General features: G+C 56.0%; 11 protein-coding genes. 6 read left to right on the forward strand and 5 right to left on the reverse strand.

What is annotated here, in order from left to right:
- Nucleotides 1–493: 493 nt before the first annotated feature.
- Complete coding sequence (locus tag VFE46_02560) at nt 494–4,813, forward strand: tetratricopeptide repeat protein (GenBank protein HZZ26864.1); 4,320 nt, start codon at nt 494–496, stop codon at nt 4,811–4,813.
- 161 nt (nt 4,814–4,974) lie between these two features.
- Entirely contained in the window at nt 4,975–5,334 is a 360-nt protein-coding gene (locus VFE46_02565) for a DUF3467 domain-containing protein (protein ID HZZ26865.1), read from the forward strand.
- A gap of 64 nt (nt 5,335–5,398) precedes the next feature.
- Here the strand turns inward: VFE46_02565 and VFE46_02570 are convergent, their stop codons facing one another.
- Nucleotides 5,399–5,716 (reverse strand): tetratricopeptide repeat protein, encoded by a 318-nt coding sequence (locus VFE46_02570; GenBank protein ID HZZ26866.1) that lies wholly within the window; start codon nt 5,714–5,716, stop codon nt 5,399–5,401.
- Between the two features lie 371 nt (nt 5,717–6,087).
- Here VFE46_02570 and lpxA point away from each other — a divergent pair, with 371 nt between their 5' ends.
- A complete protein-coding gene (gene lpxA / locus VFE46_02575; GenBank protein HZZ26867.1) occupies nt 6,088–6,993 on the forward strand; it encodes an acyl-ACP--UDP-N-acetylglucosamine O-acyltransferase in 906 nt (301 codons plus the stop codon).
- 53 nt (nt 6,994–7,046) lie between these two features.
- Here lpxA and VFE46_02580 read toward each other — a convergent pair whose 3' ends face one another.
- Genes VFE46_02580 through VFE46_02590 form a run of 3 tightly spaced genes read right to left on the reverse strand, consistent with a single transcriptional unit; the run spans nt 7,047 to nt 9,568 of the window.
- A complete protein-coding gene (locus tag VFE46_02580) occupies nt 7,047–8,054 on the reverse strand; it encodes a glycine cleavage T C-terminal barrel domain-containing protein (protein ID HZZ26868.1) in 1,008 nt (335 codons plus the stop codon).
- A gap of 42 nt (nt 8,055–8,096) precedes the next feature.
- The gene (locus VFE46_02585; protein ID HZZ26869.1) at nt 8,097–9,365 is read right to left on the reverse strand and encodes a lactate racemase domain-containing protein; all 1,269 of its coding nucleotides are present in this window, start codon (nt 9,363–9,365) and stop codon (nt 8,097–8,099) included.
- A complete protein-coding gene (locus tag VFE46_02590; protein HZZ26870.1) occupies nt 9,362–9,568 on the reverse strand; it encodes a hypothetical protein in 207 nt (68 codons plus the stop codon). Before VFE46_02590 ends, VFE46_02585 begins: the two co-directional genes overlap by 4 nt.
- Before the next feature lie 40 nt (nt 9,569–9,608).
- Here VFE46_02590 and VFE46_02595 point away from each other — a divergent pair, with 40 nt between their 5' ends.
- Nucleotides 9,609–11,597: a DUF2092 domain-containing protein gene (locus VFE46_02595; GenBank protein ID HZZ26871.1), complete on the forward strand. Its 1,989-nt coding sequence runs from the start codon at nt 9,609–9,611 to the stop codon at nt 11,595–11,597.
- A gap of 81 nt (nt 11,598–11,678) precedes the next feature.
- Here the strand turns inward: VFE46_02595 and pgk are convergent, their stop codons facing one another.
- Complete coding sequence (gene pgk / locus VFE46_02600; GenBank protein HZZ26872.1) at nt 11,679–13,097, reverse strand: phosphoglycerate kinase; 1,419 nt, start codon at nt 13,095–13,097, stop codon at nt 11,679–11,681.
- 559 nt (nt 13,098–13,656) lie between these two features.
- Between pgk and VFE46_02605 the strand changes: the two genes are divergently transcribed.
- Both VFE46_02605 and VFE46_02610 read left to right on the forward strand, forming a co-directional pair.
- Nucleotides 13,657–16,605, forward strand: coding sequence for a protein kinase (locus VFE46_02605; GenBank protein HZZ26873.1), 2,949 nt, complete (start codon nt 13,657–13,659; stop codon nt 16,603–16,605).
- 1,415 nt (nt 16,606–18,020) lie between these two features.
- Nucleotides 18,021–18,446, forward strand: coding sequence for a hypothetical protein (locus VFE46_02610; GenBank protein HZZ26874.1), 426 nt, complete (start codon nt 18,021–18,023; stop codon nt 18,444–18,446).
- Nucleotides 18,447–18,711: the final 265 nt, after the last annotated feature.

The raw sequence follows: 18,711 nt of genomic DNA on the forward strand, positions 1-18,711 counted from the left end.
CAATGGTTTATCAAGTCGCTTCAAAATACCCAAGTTAACTTATGGAGCTTCCCAGCCTGTGCGCGGGGCGCTATCCGCAATCCCGGCCTGACCGTTAGCCTTTGAATAATCGGCAAACTTTCCCACAGACTTCGTAAGAAATTATGAAGACTAAAACGTGCCAGCATATAAAGCTGGTTGGGAACAGAATCGCACGGCACGATTTCGCTTCAATATCCGTTGTCGCCGTAGCGACTTACCCCGCCGCCAGCATCGCAGAGGGGTACACCAGGCGTGCTAGCCAAAGCGCCTGTTCGTTGACAGCCCAGGCATGCCAAGTACGATGGACGATATGAGGTTGCCGTGCTGGCGTGGGGATTGCCGGCGTCTCTTGCTTCGTAGTTGCGCAAGGCAACTACATCTTTCCCTCGAAAACAGACTCGATCGTTGCAGAACAGGCAACGGTAGCTGGCATTTGACCGTGTATCTACAGCACTCCAGAGGATGACGCTACATGAAGCGACTCAATTCCAAACTGCTTGCAATACTAGCGATTGCGGCGATCATTGTGATGGTCGGCGTGCACGTCGTGCATGGCATTCAAAACCGCCGAAACGCCGACGCGCTGCTTAAGCGGGCCGAAGAAAAGAAGACGACCGATCCGGACAATGCCCTGTTTCTGTATGAGCATTATCGCGCCTCCAAGCCCGACGATCTGGAGCGCAATGCGGAATATGCGATGTTGCTGGCCGAAGTCGTCAAATCGCATCTTGATGGCCGGCGATACCAGGCGGCCGTCGATGCCTTGCAGCAAGCGATTGTCAACTCAGACAAACCGGCTGACCTGCGGCGCAAATTAATTGAGTTGAACATTGCCTTTCATCAATTTGCTCCTGCAGAAAAAGAGCTAATCCAGCTTCAGAAAAAGGGTCAATCCGATCCGCAATCGGACTTGCTGTTAGCCCAGTGCTACACCAGCACGGCGCGGTATTTAGAAGCAGTGCAGTTGTTGGAATCACTGGTGGGATATAACCCCGCGGCGAAGAGCTTCGATGCCGCCCATGCGACCGCGCCGCACGAATTGCAAGCCTATGCGATGCTGGCGGCAGTGCTGCGTGAGAAACTGACCGATGCCCAAATGCCGGATCGCTTGGATTTAGCCAATCGAGTCATCGATCAACTGGTGGCGCAAAACCAGGATTCAGCGAAAGCCCTGTTGATGCAAGCACAATCCTTAGCCGACGCGAAGTTATTTGACAAAGCGAAGGAAGCTGTGCAGAAAGCGTTGGCGCTGGCGCCGGAGGATGCGCAAGTGTTGTTGGAAGCGATTCAAATGGAACGCACATCAAAGAATTTCGACGAAGCGCAACAACTCGTGGCCAAAGGCCTGAAACTGTATCCCAAAGACAACCACTTTTACATTGCTTGGGCCGAATCGTCCAAAACTCCGGCCGAAGCCAAGGAACGCTTGGATGCCGGATTAAAAGCTTTGCCGGGCGATATCAATTTGCTGGCAATGTACTTCGACATCCAATTGCAATCCAGTGATTTTGACGGGGCGCGCTTGACTTTGAAGAAGCTCGCCAGCAGCCGGTTGCCCGAGGATAAGCAACAGTACTGCGAAGCATGCTTGGCCATTGCGGAAGGCAACTATCGGCAGGCTGCGCAGCAACTGGAGCATTTGCTGACCGTAGGCAGGAACCCCGGCATGTCGCGGAACATTGAATTGCGGTTAATGAATTGCTACCTGCAGCTCAATCAATACGATCTGGCGTTAAAAGCCGCCAGCACCTTGCAGGATACAGCGGAGGGTGAACTGGGAATGGCGTCGGCACAGGTGGGTCAGGGCAAAACTACAGAAGCCCTGAAGCACTTCGAAAAAATTGCGCATTGGATTGGGCAAGGGAACAACCCCAACGCAATGCCCGCAGTGGTAAAGCAAATCCTAGATTTGCGCATTGCCGAGCAAATGCGGAAGCCCAAAAGCGAAAGGGAGTGGAAGGACATCGACGCGCTGTTTGCGAAAATGCGCGAGCAAAATATGTTGAAGGAACCCGCCGCTTCGCTGGAAGAAGTTAGTATTTTGACGCGCAAAGAAGAAACCGAGAAGGCGCACCAGATCATCCAAGATTTGCTCCAGCGCTATCCGTCCAACACGTCGGTAGTGGGCATGGCCATTGGCCTGGCGCTCCAACAGCGTCAACCGGCCGAAGCACTGCGCATTATCGATGCTGCGCCGGAAGAAATGCGCCAGGAGCCGCGCATCTTTGTCGATCGCATGGACGCGATGTTTATCGTCGGCGGAACCAGAGACGCCTTGAAAGCAGGCTTGGCCTCCATTGCCGCCGACATCGAAAAATTGCCGCAAGACAAGCGGCTGAAATTATACCCCAACTTGGGCCAGGCCTATATTCGCGTCGGCGATTTCCCAGCGGCCAAGAAGCTGTGGGAGCAAGCGGCGCAATTAGATCCACACAATCCGCAAGTACAGTTGTCGCGGTTCGAGCTGGCGCAAGACATGGGCGAACTGGCCACGATGAAGCAAATTCAAGAATGGTTCGAGAAAGAAGACGCCGATGATCCGGCCCAAATCAAGCTGTTACAGGCGGCAGTCATGATCTCTTCTGTGATCCAGGAGTTGAACGAGAAGGCCAACGGCAGCTTGCAAGCCGGCGTCGTGCTGGATAACGCTCAGAAGCGCACGCTGCTTCAAGCCCGCGATTTGCTGCAGCAAGTCAACAATTTGCGGCCCGGCTGGGCAGAGCAGCCCAAGTGGGTGGCGCAAATTGACGCCTTGGAAAACAAAACGGACGACGCGATCGAGCATTTACATCAAATGCTGGAATTAGGACAGCCCAACAGCGCCATGGTCAAACAATTGGTGAAGTTGTTGTACCAGCGCCATCGCAACGACGAGGCTTTGCAGTTGTTGGAAACGTACGGGACTTTGGTCACAGGCGATGCGGAGATGGATCGCATTCAAGCCATGCTCGACTATGACGCGGGCCGATACAAAGAGGCCCTGGACCGGCTGCAAGGGCAGTTTTCCAAAGATTCGACCAATGCGGGCGAGCATCTTCTGCATGGTGAATTGTTGGCCAGCGTTGGCAAGCTGGATGAATCGGAGGCCGAGCTGAGGCGGGCCATTGAGCTCAATCCGGACTGGTCGGACCCCTGGGTGAAGTTAATTCAACTCAAAGCAACGATGCAGAAAAAGCCTGAGGAAGCTTTGCAGATCCTGCACGAAGCACAAATCAAATTGCCCGCAGACCAAAGTGCCTTGGTGCTGGCGCAGGGATATGAGTTTTTGAATGATCCTACGCAAGCCGAGCAATCGTATTTGTCGGCGTTGTCTGCGGCGCCAAATAACCTGGCGCTGTTACGGCAAATGGCTGCTTTTTATCTCCGTGTGGGTCTTGTGGAGAAAGCGCAGAAATATCTCGACCAAATCTTGAATGCCAGTTCAGCGCAGCAGACCGATCCGGATAGCTATGGTTGGGCCCGGCGAACGAAGGCCGAATTAATGGCCAAGACCGGCGATTACCGGCAATTTCGCAATGCGATTGAATTGCTGTCGCCGCCGGGAGGAAAACCCAATGCCGATGATATGGCGACCCGGATCAACTTGCTGTTCGAGCGTGGCGATCCGGCTTCTTCGCGCCAGGCATTGCGCGTTTTGGACGACCTGAAAAAGCTGCGGCCCTTAACTTGGCGCGAGCACGTCATTTTGGCCAGGCTTTACGAGCAGGTCGACAATTGGCCGGCTGCGCGGGAGGAAATGCTGTCGCTGTTGTCGCAACCGTCGCCTGATCCGGCGGTTTATATCACTTTCGTCGAAATGCTCCTGCGGCGCAACTTGCCCGACCAGGCGGTTACGTGGCTGCAAACTTTACAATCGATGGGGTACCAAAAGTCCCCGCGCGTGGCACTATTGGCGGCGCGCACCTTGGCGATGCAGGGACACGTGGCGGAAGGTGGTTCGTTATTGCTGCGGCTTTTGCCTAGCGAACGTCCGCTGCCCAAAGAGCAGTGGCCTTTGCTGCAAGAAATTGCCGCCGATATGAATCTCATTGGGGAATACGATCAGGCGGAAAAGCTGTATAAGGAGCTCGTGGGTTACGAGCCTGCTAAAATGCCGCTGTTAGCTGCGTTTTATGCTCAGCGCGGCAAGGTGGACATGGCGCTGAACCTATGCGAACAAAATCGTAAGAATTTATCGCCGGCGGCAATGATTGAAATTGGGTTGACCGCACTACACCAAAACATCAACCCGCCGACGCCGGAGCAGGTTCAGCGGGTGGATCAATGGTTGGAGCGGGCGCTGCAGACTGACCCGGATTCCTGGGCTCTGCAGATGGAGTTGTCGGAATTACGTGACTTCCAACGTCGGTATGATGATGCCGAAAAGCTGTACCGCGCGTTGTTAGCCAGGTCCGATGTGCTGGCGAATCAACGTGCGGCCCTCCTCAATAACTTGGCATTCTTGTTGGCGATGCAAGGACGCAATCAAGACGAGGCGATTAAGTTGATTGACGAGGCCATCGACACGTTTGGCCCACAATCCGATATGCTCGATACACGGGGTGTCATCTACCTGAGTAAAGGAGACGTGGCACAGGCGCTGACGGACTTATCCGATTGCATTATTGCCACAGAACCCAAGGCGGTGCAGTTCGTGCATTTGGCAAAAGCTCAAGCGAAATCTAAAGACGAAGTGGCGGCTCGCGCGTCGCTGCAGCGCGCCAAAGACTTGAAGTTTAATCCTGACGATTTGTCACCAGCGGAAAAGTCAGAGTATCAGGCGCTGTTAAAGCAATTGAACTTAACGCTCTGAGAGGAGCATATTGGTCGCACATCGCCGGCGATGCGTGGCGACGAGGATCATCGTGGTTTCTCGTGGCTCATAAACCAGCCAGATGAAAATCCATCTGGCGAAATATGAACTGGTTCTCTACACTGCAGGTTAAATCAAACTTTTTGACAAGGAGTATCGTGGTGTCCAAACCTATTGAACTGGAAAAAGAAGGTATTCGGCCAGGTCCTGAAGCTGCGGAAGGGCAACCCGCGCCGCAACGACAACGCATTGAAGTGAAGGATGCCGGCGCCATTTCTTGCTACGCCAATTTCTGCCGGGTGACCGGCACCCCAGAAGAATTGATTATCGATTTTGGCTTGAACCCACAGCCGATTGGTGTGCCAAACGAGCCGGTGGTAATTACCCAGCGGATTGTCACCAACTACTTTACTGCCAAGCGCATGTTGCACGCCCTGCAGTTAACGGTCCAACGCCATGAAGAAGCGTTCGGCGTGCTGGAGACCGACATTCAAAAGCGCTTGGTAGGCCGACGCACGTAGGCAGTGGAGTAAGTCGCCGCGGCACGGATGACGCCAAGTTCCGGCCCAATCCGGGGTATGGGTTTTAGTGTCCCATTTGCAGCATTCGTGCGCGCGCCATAGCCTCTTCGGCTTCTGGAATTTTTCCGGCGCGCTGAAATGTTACGCTTAACGCCGTAAAGCTGAATGGGTCGTTCGGCTCCAATTCACACGCGCGGACGGCATGAGAAATTGCTTCCTCGTGCTGTTTTAACCGGGTATACACAACCGCTAACGCGGAGTGTGCCAGCGTGTAATTCGGATCGGCCGATAGCAATGCGTTTAATTTTGCGGCTGCCTCATCCAGCTTGCCTGCGTCTTTTAGTTTGTCCGCTTCGTCGTAAAGTAGATGGCTCTCGGGCATGGGTTAACCCTGATTTGTTGATCCAGATTGAAAGCAGCGAATGATTGTCGAATACGACAGGGCAAGCTCTGCGGGGCATGGTCATGTTCGCCCAATCGGAACAATTTAACATGGCTTGCTTCCCAGGCCAACCGTGCGGCAGGAAATCGTTGCTGATCGCTTCCTGAGCAATATCCGGTTGAACCGTTCTCTGGATTACAGCCGATACATACCGTCGGGCAAGGACTGCGGTGTATCACATGCCACCACGGCTCGAGCCCACTGACGCGCAGTGCGGGCGGTCGCCACTTGCTGACCAATCATTACCCAGCCGGCCAAAGCCTTTGCACTGCGTCATCCCACCCCGCAAAACATCCTGAGGATTCCCGCCGGTGAACATCCACCCTTTGGCGGTTGTCAGCCCGCAAGCTCAAATTGGCCGCGACGTGCGAATTGGGCCATTCGCCATTGTCGAAGACGACGTGGTCATCGGCGATCACTGTCAACTTGCAGGTCATGTGGTTGTCAAAAGCGGTTCCCGCTTGGGTCCGCGAAATTGCCTGTGTGAGAGCGCGGTCATCGGCGGACTGCCTCAGCATGTGCGTTGCCCGGAACAAACCGGCCATGTTGTTCTTGGCGAAGGGAATACCCTACGGGAGTATGTAACCGTTCATCGGGCGCTCAAGCCCGAAACTGCCACCGTTCTTGGCGATGGTAATTATCTCATGGCCGGCGCGCATGTGGCCCACGATTGCCACATCGGAAATCAGGTGATTATGGCCAACAATTGCCTGTTGGCCGGTCACATCACCGTCGACGACCGCTCGTTTATCTCGGGCGCGGTCGCTGTCCACCAGTTTTGCCGCATTGGACGAATGGCGATGATCGGCGGGCATGCACGTGTGGTTCGCGATATCCCGCCGTTTGTCACAGTCGACGGCCAAACCGGCGACGTGGTGGGATTAAACCTGGTCGGTTTGAAGCGCAACGGTTTCAGTCCGCAGCAAATTATTGTGCTGAAAGCCGCGTACCGATTGATTTTTCGCAGCGGTTTGCCTTGGCGCGAAATGCAGCAGCGGCTCGCCGCGGAATTTACCGATACGGCCGCAGCTCCGATGGTGGAATTCTTTCACGGCGGCACACGCGGCTTCGCTCAAGAGCGCCGCCCTCCACGCAGCGTGACCTTGAAACTTCGGCAAGATGTGGACGAATTAGAGCCTCCCAGTGTGCCGCTGCCGACGGTTGTCAATTCCAATCCGGCTGCGCCGGCACTGCACTTACAAGCCAAGGCCGGCTAACTTTGGCCCGCGGAGCTGCCATCTTTTTTCAGGCGAGCTGTCTTAAGGGCTGCCTAGGGCTTGATAAGCGGCAGAGTCACTATTTCTGCGGCACCCAGAGGTGTTCGAAACCGTGTACCGGGTGAAGCACAAGTGCGGGAAGCCAGCGCCAGCGCTAGCGGAGCCTGGAGCCGCGGCGACCAGTAGGCGGAGGTTACGTGTCCCACGTTTTTTGCATCCTGCGCGCTGCCGCTTTCTACAGCACTGAACAGGGCCGTCCCACGCGCAGGAATTTCCGCCCCAGCAAATTTGATGCCCCGTAACAAACGATTCACGTGCCCCAACGCATCAATCCGGGCCACCGTTTCCTGGCCTAAATAGCATCCCTTTGTGAAACTGATTGCCAGCCGATCACGATCGATTTCCTGCGGCAAGTTTTCCTCGCCAATGTCTTGGCCGAAAAAAGGTGTTCCGAATTCGATTCGCGCCGCCTGGAATGCCTGGTCGCCGCAGGGGATAGCCCCTTTCGCCACCAGCAGCGATTTGATATTGCCCGACATGCGACGCTCGCAAGCGATTAAGTAGCCGCACGGGCCAGCGAAATCAACTTTTCTAAGCCACACGGAGCCGCCATCTACCGCTATCGCCACGTGCGACAAGCGCTCGGTAAGGCGTGGCCAATTCAGGTGGGTCAAACATTCGTCGGCTTGTGCCCCGGCCAAAAAAAACTCCGCCCAATCGCCAGATTGGTCGCTCACTTGCACGTCTTCCCGTATCAAATAGCGATTAAAATGGGCCAGCAGCTTTTCCGCCTGGCCGGGCACGGTTTCCAGCACGATAGAAGCGGGGCAAATAAACACAAACCCGTGTCCCACGATGTGCCCTTTGACGTTCAAAATAAACGTCTCGCATCCTGTTCCCATGGGCAAATCGCGCACGGTGTTGGTGCAGAGGTTGTGCAGGAATTTTGTGCGATCGGCGCCTGTAAATTCCAACTGCGTACGATCGCTGGCGACAACCACTCCCACGCCGCACGTGAGAGCGGAATACTGCAATTTGAAATCAGAGGTTTCAGTTTCCATGCCGACGTGACGGAAAAATTTTGATCCGATCCACCGTGCGGTTCAATCTTCTTCGCCGGTCACCACGGGCCAGGCGTGCTGCGCGTCGGGCAGCAAAATGCAAGAATCGTGATGGCTGATCAACCGCGAGAATTCCGAGGCATCATGAATGTGGGCAAAGCCGAGCGGCGAAACCGACTCTTCCGGCAGCGCGCTGAGTAAGTACACACTGGCTCGCTCGACCAATTCTGCCATCCGGCGTGCCAGCGCGGCATCTGCCGAACGCTGCTTGCGCAAAAGCGCCTGGGTTGCGGCCAAGTCCGTGGAGCTAGCCAGCAACTTCAAAGCCGGTCCCCAAGGTTCGTTTAACTGCGTGCATAAGACGATCGCGCCGCCTTCGGATACGACGCGCAGCGCCGCCTCCAGGGCCCGGCCCACGTGGTTCCACGTCTGAAAAGCAGAGCCGCCGCCTATTCCCGCCACAACCAAACCGGCCCTTTGTGGAACTTGTTGCTGCCAGGCGGAGCGGCACAAGGCGTGACCTTGGAGAAACACCGCCTCCGGCGTTCCAGCCAAAACGCGAAATGCGCGCTCTCCATTGCCAGGAATAACCTGAGCTGTTATCTGTATGCCCAACAACCACGCTACCTGATCGACCTGACGATGCCGATGGGCTACTTGCCCCACGGTTAGTGGCACCCCGTTAGCGCTAAAATGATCGAGTGTATTGCGGTCGCCAAACGTGGGATAAATCGAGTCGTTCCATAATCCAGCTTCGCCGTTAAGCGAATTCGAGTAGTGCAACCGCAAGCAGCCCACGGGAACCACCAGGTCGGCGTCGCATAACAAGCGGTTCAAATAAAGGGGCGCTCCCTGGGCATCAGCGGCCAGGTAACTCATTTCACCTTGTTCCGATGGGTGGTGCGTAATCCACTTCACCGTTTCGCGCAGGTCGGCCGGCAAGCTATTACGTGGATCGTGGGCACAGCCAGATTCACCGCGAGGTTGGTGGGCAGAAAATGATATCGGGGCCTGCAACACGGAAATGTGGGCTGGAGCATTCCCGCCGGCCAGCAGCTCCGGAACTATGGCCGCCACTACTTCCGCAGCTTGCGGCACGTCCGGGCCAAGGGCAATGACCACCCGATCGCCCGGAACCGTTGCCTGGCACAGCGGCGGAAAATCCAGTGGGCTCTGCGCCGCGCGCGCCGCTGCGTTCACGGTGTCGGCCTGGTTCATTCCTGGCGGCGGCAGGCAATCGGCCACCAGCGCGTCCGGGTCGATTTCCAATCGCAGGTTTTGATTCGCTCCATAGCTCAAATTCGAAATCATGCTAGCACGAGCGATAAATGCGAAAGTTCATCCGGCCGACGCAGCGTTAAATTCCAATACGCTTTCGGCAAATAGCCCCGCGCATCATAGCGCGGCAGCTTGCCGGTGGTCAAGCAGCCCCGAACGGGCGGAAAACTATGTAAATCTGTCCCAATTCGAGCTTTACCCAAGTGCCCCTCTTGTCGATAATCCGCCGAAATCACTCCCCCGCTTGAACTCCTTCCTTGGACAAGGCATTTTGACATGAAGTCAGCCATTCCTCATTCACGGATTGAATGCTATCCCTGCCGACATCGTCACGCTTCTATCGGTCGCCAGAAGTCAATCTCCGCGCTATCATCGTGTCTGTTGTTGCTGTTTACGGCCAGCCTGTTATTCAGCGCCGGCTGTTGGGGGAGCGATACCCATGCGGCTGCCAATTCGCCCGCTCAAAATGGCACGGCCGGCGACGCGCAAGCCGCTAGTCCGCCACAACCGGAAAAGCGGACGGCCCAACAAATTTTGAAAGATATGGAAGCCGCTTATCGCCAGGCGAAAGATTACGCCGACAACGCCGTCGTGCAACAGCGGTTCGACAAGGATAAGCAAACCATCGAGCAGCGGTTTGATTTTTCCACCGCGTTTGAGCGGCCTAACAAGCTGCGCTTGGAATGTTACGGAGCCAAGGTCGTGTGCGATGGCGACAACTTTTTGGCCGCCGTCGATGTCATTCCCAATTTAGTGCTGAAAATTCCCGACCCCGAAAAACTCACGCTGGAAGATGTATTCCGCGATCCGCAACTGTATTCGGCGCTGGTGCAAGGACCCGGCGGCGCGCCGGTGCAAATCGGCCTGTTGCTCAGCGACAACACACTAGTTCAATTTCTCCAAGATGCTATGCAGCCTCCCAAGCTGCTGGTGCCCGACACGTTGGAAGGGCATCCCTGCAATCGCGTTCAAGTAGACAAGCAAGATGGCGTCGTCACGCTGTGGATTGATCAGCAAGACAACATCCTGCGGCGAATCGAGTTGCCCGCCATCGAAAAGGCACAACTCTCCGGCATCGAGACGCCGGTCACCAACATTTCCACCACCATCGACTTCCGCAATGCCAGCTTCAAGGCGCCCAGCGGCGATGCGTTCAAATTCGACATTCCCGAGAATGCGAAACTTGTCAAGCAGCTCGTCGAGGAGGTGCAGCCGGCGCCAATTGCCCCGGCCAGCTTGCCGGCCAACCTGAAGCTCACCAAGCGCTGGGCGGCCGATTTGAAGAACCCCGGCAATACCATGGTGTTGAACGGCCCCGACGGTCAGCCGCGCATTTTGGCCTTAGATGGTTGGCGGACCGTGGCTGAATTAGATCAAGACGGAAAAACCATCGCCCGGCATGATTTGAATATTCCCGAAAATGCCGCCGTCATTTATTTGCGCACCGCCGTCGATCAGTCCGGCAAGCGCTACTACGTGGCCGCTGCCAACGCGCAAGCGCAGTTATTTCTGTTCGACGAAAATTGGAATCGCTTGCTGGCCTTTCCCAAGCCGGAAGATAATTCCACCCAAGGCGTATGGGATGTGCAACTGGCCGACCTGAAGGGAGAAGGCAAACCGCAATTGCTGGTGGGCTACTGGGGAGATTTAGGCATTCAAGGCGCCTCGCTTGGTGGAGACGTGCTCTGGCGGAACCGCTCCGTTCAATTTGTGTTTCGCATGGCCACTACCGAGCCCGACGCAGAAGGGCACCGCCACCTCTTGTGCACGCACAATCGTGGCAGCATTGTCATGTTCGATGCCGACGGCAAGCAAGAAAAGGAAATCTCCTTTCCCAACCGCAACCTGTATTACCTGGTGGGGGACGATTTAGACGGCAAAGGCAAGAACAGCTATTGCACGTTGGTCGGCACAACCAGCGGCGACAACATTGCCCTGGGCGTCAACCTCGACGGCAAGGAATTGTGGGATTACACCTTGCCCGTGGGCGTGCATGCCCGACCGATTGAAGTCATTACCACCGGCGATGTGATCGGCGACGGCGTGAAGGAATGGCTAATCGCCGGGCCCGATGGCTCAATCCACATTCTTGGAGCCGATGGCAAGCCGGTCGATAAATTCAATACCGGCTCGGCACTGGCAGGCTTTGCGGCTGGCAAGCTTGGCAATCAGCCTACGTTGCTGCTTTCTAAAGTGTTTGACAAAGCGGAAGGGGACGCGAAAGGCGTTTTGGAAGCGTGGCAAATTGAGCCGGGGGCAAAGTGAGATCATTCCGGCGGAAATGTCCAGGTTTTGTCCTTAGAAAAAAATTCGTGGACAAAATTCGCCGCTCCGGCTGCGATTGGTTTAGCGTTTAGCTGCCATCGAAAGTGCCAACAAATACGGCACCGGGTTACTGCCCAGGGCATTAAGGACCGTGCCGCCGGCGGTGAAGCAATGGGTGACCCAATTGGGCTGGCCGTATTTTTCCAGCGCCGCTCCCCCTTCCCCGCCGCCCACATACACCTCGACGCCCGAGTCCTTCATCCGTTTTAACTGCCCAATGAAGTTCTTTGTGCCCGCTTCAAACCGTGGGTCTTCAAACATGCCAAACACACCGTTGTGAAAAGCAACAGGCGAGTCGGTTTCCGCAGCGCGACCACCAGTCGCGGCCTGATGAGTGGAGTCGGCAATAAACTCGCCGATTTTTTGGGCGAAGAACTCACTGGTTTTGGGGCCAATGTCGAACTGCTGATCGGCTGGACCAATTGTCTCTGACGCCCGGCCGTCTTGCAGAACAAAATCGACCGGTAAAACAAATTGAATTCCTTTTTTTCGCCCTTCCTCAATCATCCGCCGGGCTTGCTCAACTCGCTGGCGGGGAATGAAGTACGGCTTTCCCGCATGGGCCGGGTCTTCGGCCACGCCCATGCAAAACGTTTTTCCCTCTAGCTCGGCGGCTGCTTTTTTCAGTGCCATCGCCAAAGAACCCGCAGTAATCACCCAGCGAATCGTGCCGCGATCGATCATCGCTTGCAAATCGTCGAGCTTGTCAATCTTCAGTCCGCTGAAAATGACGAGCGACGCCCGCAAACAGCGCTGCATGGGCCCGTCGAATTCGCCGGCCACGTAGTTGCCCAGCGCCACACGATTCATGGCGGCCGGAACAATCGTCGACGAACTATCGAGACTACCCGCAGAAAGCGCTTCGTTCACATAGATTGCGGAAACTTTTTGGGCAAACTCGTTGGCCAAGGTTGCCAACTTGGGGGCCAGCGCCGGCAGATCGTCAGGCGTGGCATCCCACAGGGCCCGTTCGATGGCGTACTTCCGAGTGTTTTCCAGCACGATGATTTCGCCCGGCTGGCAATTGCTAACAGCGTTGGCTGCGGCCGGCAAAATTTGCATCGTCTTTTCATCCAGCCAGTCGCTAATCAAGGGCAGCTTTTTCCCCAGCAATTCTCCCAGACGAGCGGCGACTTTGCTCAGCGAACCTTCTGGCTTACGGCCGATGTGGCCAAATACAATTTGCTTCCACCCTTGTTCCACGCCGAATTTGAGCGTGCTGATCATCGAACGCAACCGCTCGTCCCCTTCGCCGATTTTTGGGCCCGGCTTCGCATCGACATCGCCGCGAACCAAAACGGCGGTTCCGCGGGGTACGTCGGCCAATGTTTTCAAGCGTGGAATGGCTTGCAAATAATCGTTCAGCGATTTGTGGGGAACCGCGTCGGCGCCTATCAAAGTACGGCACCAGCGGAGCATGCTTTGTTCGGAAACGGGCATTCCAAAATCCTCAACAGAAGGGGCGCGAGTTCAAGCGAGCTTCAATCCATCATAAATTTGGAGTGCAACAGCCGTCGATTGAAGCATTTTACCGCCGCAGCCGCCAGTACCCATGCGGCGCCGGGAACGTGTGTCTGGCCGGCGTGTTTTACTCCTGAGCGAATAATACGCGCCGGCCAAGCAACACCTGCCAGCCTAGCGACACTTTGCCGTGCCATTGCGCAGATTGCCAGTCAGGATTGCCTGGATAGCCAGGGCATTCTGTTTCGAATTGCCAAAGACCGATCGCGGAACACAGCGGTTCCGAGGCGATTCACTGTAGTGAACGTTTGAACACACTGCAAGAGAAAAATTGGGCCAGGGTTCACTAATTGCGAAGCCGCCAGCGGACTTCCTAGCGGTTTCGCCATGTAACAGACCGTGTGGCTGGTTTGCATCAGGGAAATAAGTTGCGGATAATCGAGCGGTGGCGAGAGGCCGTGGCGGTTGGGAACGGCGGCCGGTGGTTTAACCTCAGTTTTTAAGGGCGATGATGCAAATTCGCTGTCCGCAGTGTCACGTGCCGTTTGATTCGGTCGAGCAGGCTTCGTGGGCAGATATTCTTTGCCCGGCGTGCGGTAGCAATTTCAGCCTGGCGGGCGTCGATGCCACCGGTCCGTATCGCCCGGGCGTGCGGGTGCTGGGGCATTTTGAGCTGCTGGAACAAGTCGGTCTGGGCCAGTTTGGCGCGGTGTGGAAAGCGCGCGATACCCAATTGCAGCGCACGGTGGCGGTGAAAATTCCGCGGCAGAAAGACCTTGATCCGCAGCAGACCGAGGCATTTCTACGCGATGCCCGGGCCGCGGCGCAACTGAAACATCCCCGCATTGCCGGTGTACATGAAGTCGGGCGCGAAAACGACACAGTGTACATCGTCACCGATTTCATCGATGGGGCCAATCTCAAGGAGTGGCTCACCGGCCAGCGGCTGACCGTGCGGGAATCGGCGGAAATCGTCGTCCAAGTTGCCGAGGCTTTGCAGCATGCTCATCAAGCGGGTGTGGTGCACCGCGACTTGAAGCCCGGCAACATTATGATCGATCGGGACGGCCAGCCGCACGTAATCGATTTTGGGCTGGCCCGCCGCGAAACCGGCGATTTGACGATGACCGTGGAAGGGCAGGTGATGGGCACGCCGGGTTACATGTCGCCCGAACAAGCGCGGGGACATGCGCATCGGGCCGATCGGCGCAGCGATATTTATTCTGTGGGGGTGATTTTATTTGAATTGCTCACCGGAGAGTTGCCCTTCCGCGGTGAAGCCCGGATGCTGATTGTGCAAATTCTGGATGAAGAGGCTCCCAGTCCACGGAAGTTGAACGCCAGCATTCCGCGCGACATGGAAACGATCACGCTGAAGTGCCTGGAAAAAGACCCGGCCAAGCGCTACCAAACGGCGCAGGAACTAGCCGACGATTTGCAGCGCTGGTTAAAGCGGGAGCCCATTCAAGCGCGGCCCATTGGGCGAGTGGAGCGCGGCTGGCGGTGGTGCCGGCGGAATTCCTTGGCGGCAGGATTGGCGGCGGCCGTGTTTGCAATTTTGGCGGCAGGCGTAACGGTGTCGTCGTTCTTTGCTGCTTCGGCTTCGCGGGAAGCGGCGGCTGCCAAGTTGCAGCAAAAGCGTGCCGAAGGGGTCAATGCGTTTTTCACTGAAGCTGTCTTCGGCTTGGCCGATCCCAATCGATCCGGCCGGGCTGGCATCAGTTTATTGGAAGCGTTGGATCTTGCGGCCAGCGAAATCGACGAACGGTTTCCCAACGACGCGGAAATGCGGGCCGTAATTCACGACCGTTTCGGCGAAGTATACAGCGGGATTGACCAACCTACGAAAGCTGTCGGGCAGTTTGAGAAGGCGGTTTCGCTGCGCCGCACCCTAGCCGGCCAGTTCGATCCTAGCACCATGAAAAGCCGTTCGAATTTGGGCCTTGCGCTACACAATGCAAATCAGTTTAACGAGGCCAAGGAAGTGCTGGTGTCTACGTTGGCCGATCAAACGAAAATTCTTGGGGAAAGCCACCCGGACACGCTACAAACCGCGATCAATTTGGGATTAGCGCTCATGGAAATCCGCGACAAGGATGATCTTGCACATACCGAGAAGACGTATCGGCAGGCTCTCGCGGCTTTAGGACCACGACATCCGCTGACCCTGGACGCGCAGAATAGCTATGCCTGGGTGCTGCGCTGGCACCTAGATTTTGAAAAAGCACTGGAAAATGCCGAACTAGCGGCCATCGGGTTGCGTGAAGTTAAGGGCGCGGAAGACCCACATGCCATGTACGCGGCGTACAACTATGGCACCTGTCTGTTCGAACTTCACCGTTACAATGAAGCGGCTAATGTTTTTGAGCTCTTACTGGCGGCGCGCTATCACGTACTGGGACCGAACCATGTCGACAGTTTATTTGCTGCGTGGCGCTTGGCAGATAGTCGTCGGCTGGCCGGCGACCAAGCGGCGGCACTGACAGTTCTGGAAGAGGTACATTCGAATCTGAAATCGATCGAAATGCTGGAAAACATACGACGCACTGATCCACTTCAAAACATTGTTGATGAGTTTGTGACCCTTCGATGCTATGATCGTGCCGCAGATATCCAAGACGTTATTTATCGGATGTATGCAGCGGCGCTGAGTGTAGGCGATCCTCACAAAATCAATTTCGGTGAATTGCATAGATTCATTGTGGATTTGACCACTTCACCAAGAGGCGAATTGCGCAAATACGACCAAGCCATCGAGCTGGCATCGAAAGCCTGCGAATTAACGAACGACAAAGATTTCGGTGTGATTATGGCGCTGGTGATCGCTCAGGCAGGCAGCGGCAACTATGAGGCAGCCAGGAAGAGCCTGGACAAGACGGTCGATTTGCGATCCGACAACCTTTCAGACCAATACCATCGCGCTCTTGTCCGGCTGCGGGTTGGCGATCTCGCCGGATACCGCGCGGCCTGTGAATCCATGTCGAAACAATTTGCAGCTTCTACCGACGAATCAACCCGCTACTGGTTCGCTTGGACTTGCGGGCTGGGGCCGGCGGCAATGGAAGACGTTAGCACGCCGTTGAAGCAGGCGCGCGATTTGGTTGCGCAGAGTCCTGAGAATGCAACTTACCGCGACACGCTGGGAATTTTGCTGTACCGCACGGGAAATTATGACGAGGCGGAAAAATGCTTGAAGGAAGTCATTGCTTCTGTCGAGAAAGCAAACCCGGCAGAGACGTCGGTGCTGTACCCGCGATATTTTTTGGCGATGGCGAAGTGGAAATCGGGGGACCAGGCGGCCGCTCGCCAATTGCTGGCGGACGTTGAATCGGCAACCGATGAGGAAATGAAAACATCGCCGCTCTGGAACCGGAAGGCGACGCTGGAACTCTTCCGGGAGGAAGCACGGGCGCTGATAAAATCTGAGGGCCCCGCGGAACAAAAAGCCACGCAGGCGGCCAGCGATGGGAAGCAGGCTGGCGAATAAGCCAGTGGTGTGCGTGGTATCGATTGTGCGGGGACGAGCTGGGTGCAATCGCGCCAGACCGTAAGGCTTATCGTTGGCGGCAAGACGCTCACACACGGACTCTGCGGACTGTTGAAGTTTTGCTACATGCGGAAAAGGGGGAATCTGGCTAAATGCTGCGTGCTAGCGGGCCGATACCACGCATAGATCAAAGCCACACCGTTTGGCGCACCCCAATGGCAGCCTGGGCCCAAGAGCGAAATTCGCGGGCAGGCGATCGCGGTGGCCGCTGCGGTGGGCTGATCAATACGTGCCGATCCATCCCGTTCGTAATTTAGGAGTTCCTCCCCATGAAACGTCGTGTCATGTTGGCGGTGGCCTCGCTGGCCAGCGCCTTGTTGTTGGGCGCCGCCGATGCGAAGGCGTTCCATCATTGGGGCGACTGCTGCCAGTCGTCCTGTTGTTGTGAGTCGACCTGTGGCTGCAATGCCGCCCCGAGCTGTGGTTGTGCCGCTGCTCCTAGCTGCGGTTGCGCTGCCCCAAGCTGTGGTTGCGCCGCCCCAAGCTGTGGCTGCAATTCCTGCTGTGATGATTGCTGCTGCGAACATCACTGCCACTTGTTCGGTTGGCTGCACAAGTGCTGCGAAAAGAGCTGCTGCTGCGAGTCCAGCTGTGGTTGCTCTAGCTGCGGCTGTGCCGCTCCGAGCTGCGGGTGCGCCGCTGCTCCAAGCTGCGGTTGCGCTAGCTGTGGTTGCGATTCCTGCTGCGATGAGTGCTGCGGACATCACTGCCACTTGTTCGGTTGGATGCACAAGTGCTGCGAAAAGAGCTGCTGCTGCGAATCGTCATGCGGTTGCGCTAGCTGCGGCTGCGGTTGCAGTGCCGCCCCGAGTTGTGGTTGCGGTGGCTAATTGCGTTTGAGGCAACGTGGGTTCGTGATCCGCACGGTTAGGGCGTAAGCCTGGTCTTGCTTCGGCAAGCCGGCCCCTTCCCGCGGAACTTGGAATACCGTGGAGACTGCTCTGCGATTCCCGGACTAAACGTTGTTGAAAAAGGCGGGCACAGCACCTTCGCCATCAGCGAATTGAATTCGCCGGCCAGGTCATGTCTACCAGCGCAAAAGGCAACCTCCGTAATCGATGGCCCAGGCTGTCATTTCCATTCAGCAAACGGCTCTCCCGAGGTCTCGGGATCGAGCCGTTTGCTGTTTTTTGGACTTCAACATAAAATTGGGTGGTCGCCTAATTTGAAGCAATGTAGCGGCGTCTGTCCCCAGACGCCGGTTGTTTTCTCGAACAAAAAAGGCTCGGACAGTCCTGCGGAGGGTGTCCGGCCGTCACCTACATCGCGGAGTGGCCAAATTAGGCGACGACCTAAAATTGCAATTGCCAAGTGAGCGGGTAAACGAGCAGTTGGTTGTCACCACGAGGCTTAATATGTCTGACGATGTAGTGGCTCAAGCCGTCTTTAGCAAAGCCACGACGGAATTAGAGCAGCTCGTGAACACGCTAAGTAAAGCGACGGAAGAGTACCTGGCGAAAATCAGCGGCTCCAATTGTAACTTCAGCCTCCGAGCCGAGGGCTTTGTCGGAGAAGGTGATAAAGCCTTCATTGATATTCAATTGCCGGGCTATATGCAGGATGACTTTACCGTATCGAAGTTAAAAGATTATGGCAAAACCTTGAATCGCTTATTACGAGAAAGCATTCCCGCTTTTTATCGCAAGCACTTTTCTTTCGAAATCAAATCACTTCTGGTGGAACACGGGGCCTACCCGATCGAGCCGCGTTACTGTATCGGCGTGCGTGCTCGCTGGGATGCTTGTTCCAACTCGTGGTACCGGCATGAGCCTGCCTCCTAGGTCATCAATAACCAATGACCAATGACCAATTCTCCGATCGCTGATTGGTCATTGGAACTTGGTCATTGGTCATTTGTAGTGCCGGGGGCTTAGCGGCCTCGCCCCCGGCCGCTCATTCGTTTTTAAGTCAAATTAGGCAACCACGGTTTTTCTGGGCGTGGTCTTGATCCGTGGAAGCAATCTAGGCAAAAATGAGGGGATCATTATCGGGGCAATGTGGGGAGGGCAACTCGCGGCGTACATTTCCCTGGGGCCACTTACGACC

This window comes from Pirellulales bacterium (assembly GCA_035656635.1).
Lineage (GTDB): Bacteria > Planctomycetota > Planctomycetia > Pirellulales > JADZDJ01 > DATJYL01.

Excerpts from the sequence above, each read along its gene's own strand:
- VFE46_02595 (HZZ26871.1), top strand. The coding sequence starts at position 9,609 with ATGAAGTCAGCCATTCCTCATTCACGGATTGAATGCTATCCCTGCCGA.
- VFE46_02585 (HZZ26869.1), bottom strand. The coding sequence starts at position 9,365 with ATGATTTCGAATTTGAGCTATGGAGCGAATCAAAACCTGCGATTGGAA.
- VFE46_02570 (HZZ26866.1), bottom strand. The coding sequence starts at position 5,716 with ATGCCCGAGAGCCATCTACTTTACGACGAAGCGGACAAACTAAAAGAC.
- VFE46_02610 (HZZ26874.1), top strand. The coding sequence starts at position 18,021 with ATGTCTGACGATGTAGTGGCTCAAGCCGTCTTTAGCAAAGCCACGACG.
- pgk (HZZ26872.1), bottom strand. The coding sequence starts at position 13,097 with ATGCCCGTTTCCGAACAAAGCATGCTCCGCTGGTGCCGTACTTTGATA.
- VFE46_02580 (HZZ26868.1), bottom strand. The coding sequence starts at position 8,054 with ATGGAAACTGAAACCTCTGATTTCAAATTGCAGTATTCCGCTCTCACG.
- VFE46_02560 (HZZ26864.1), top strand. The coding sequence starts at position 494 with ATGAAGCGACTCAATTCCAAACTGCTTGCAATACTAGCGATTGCGGCG.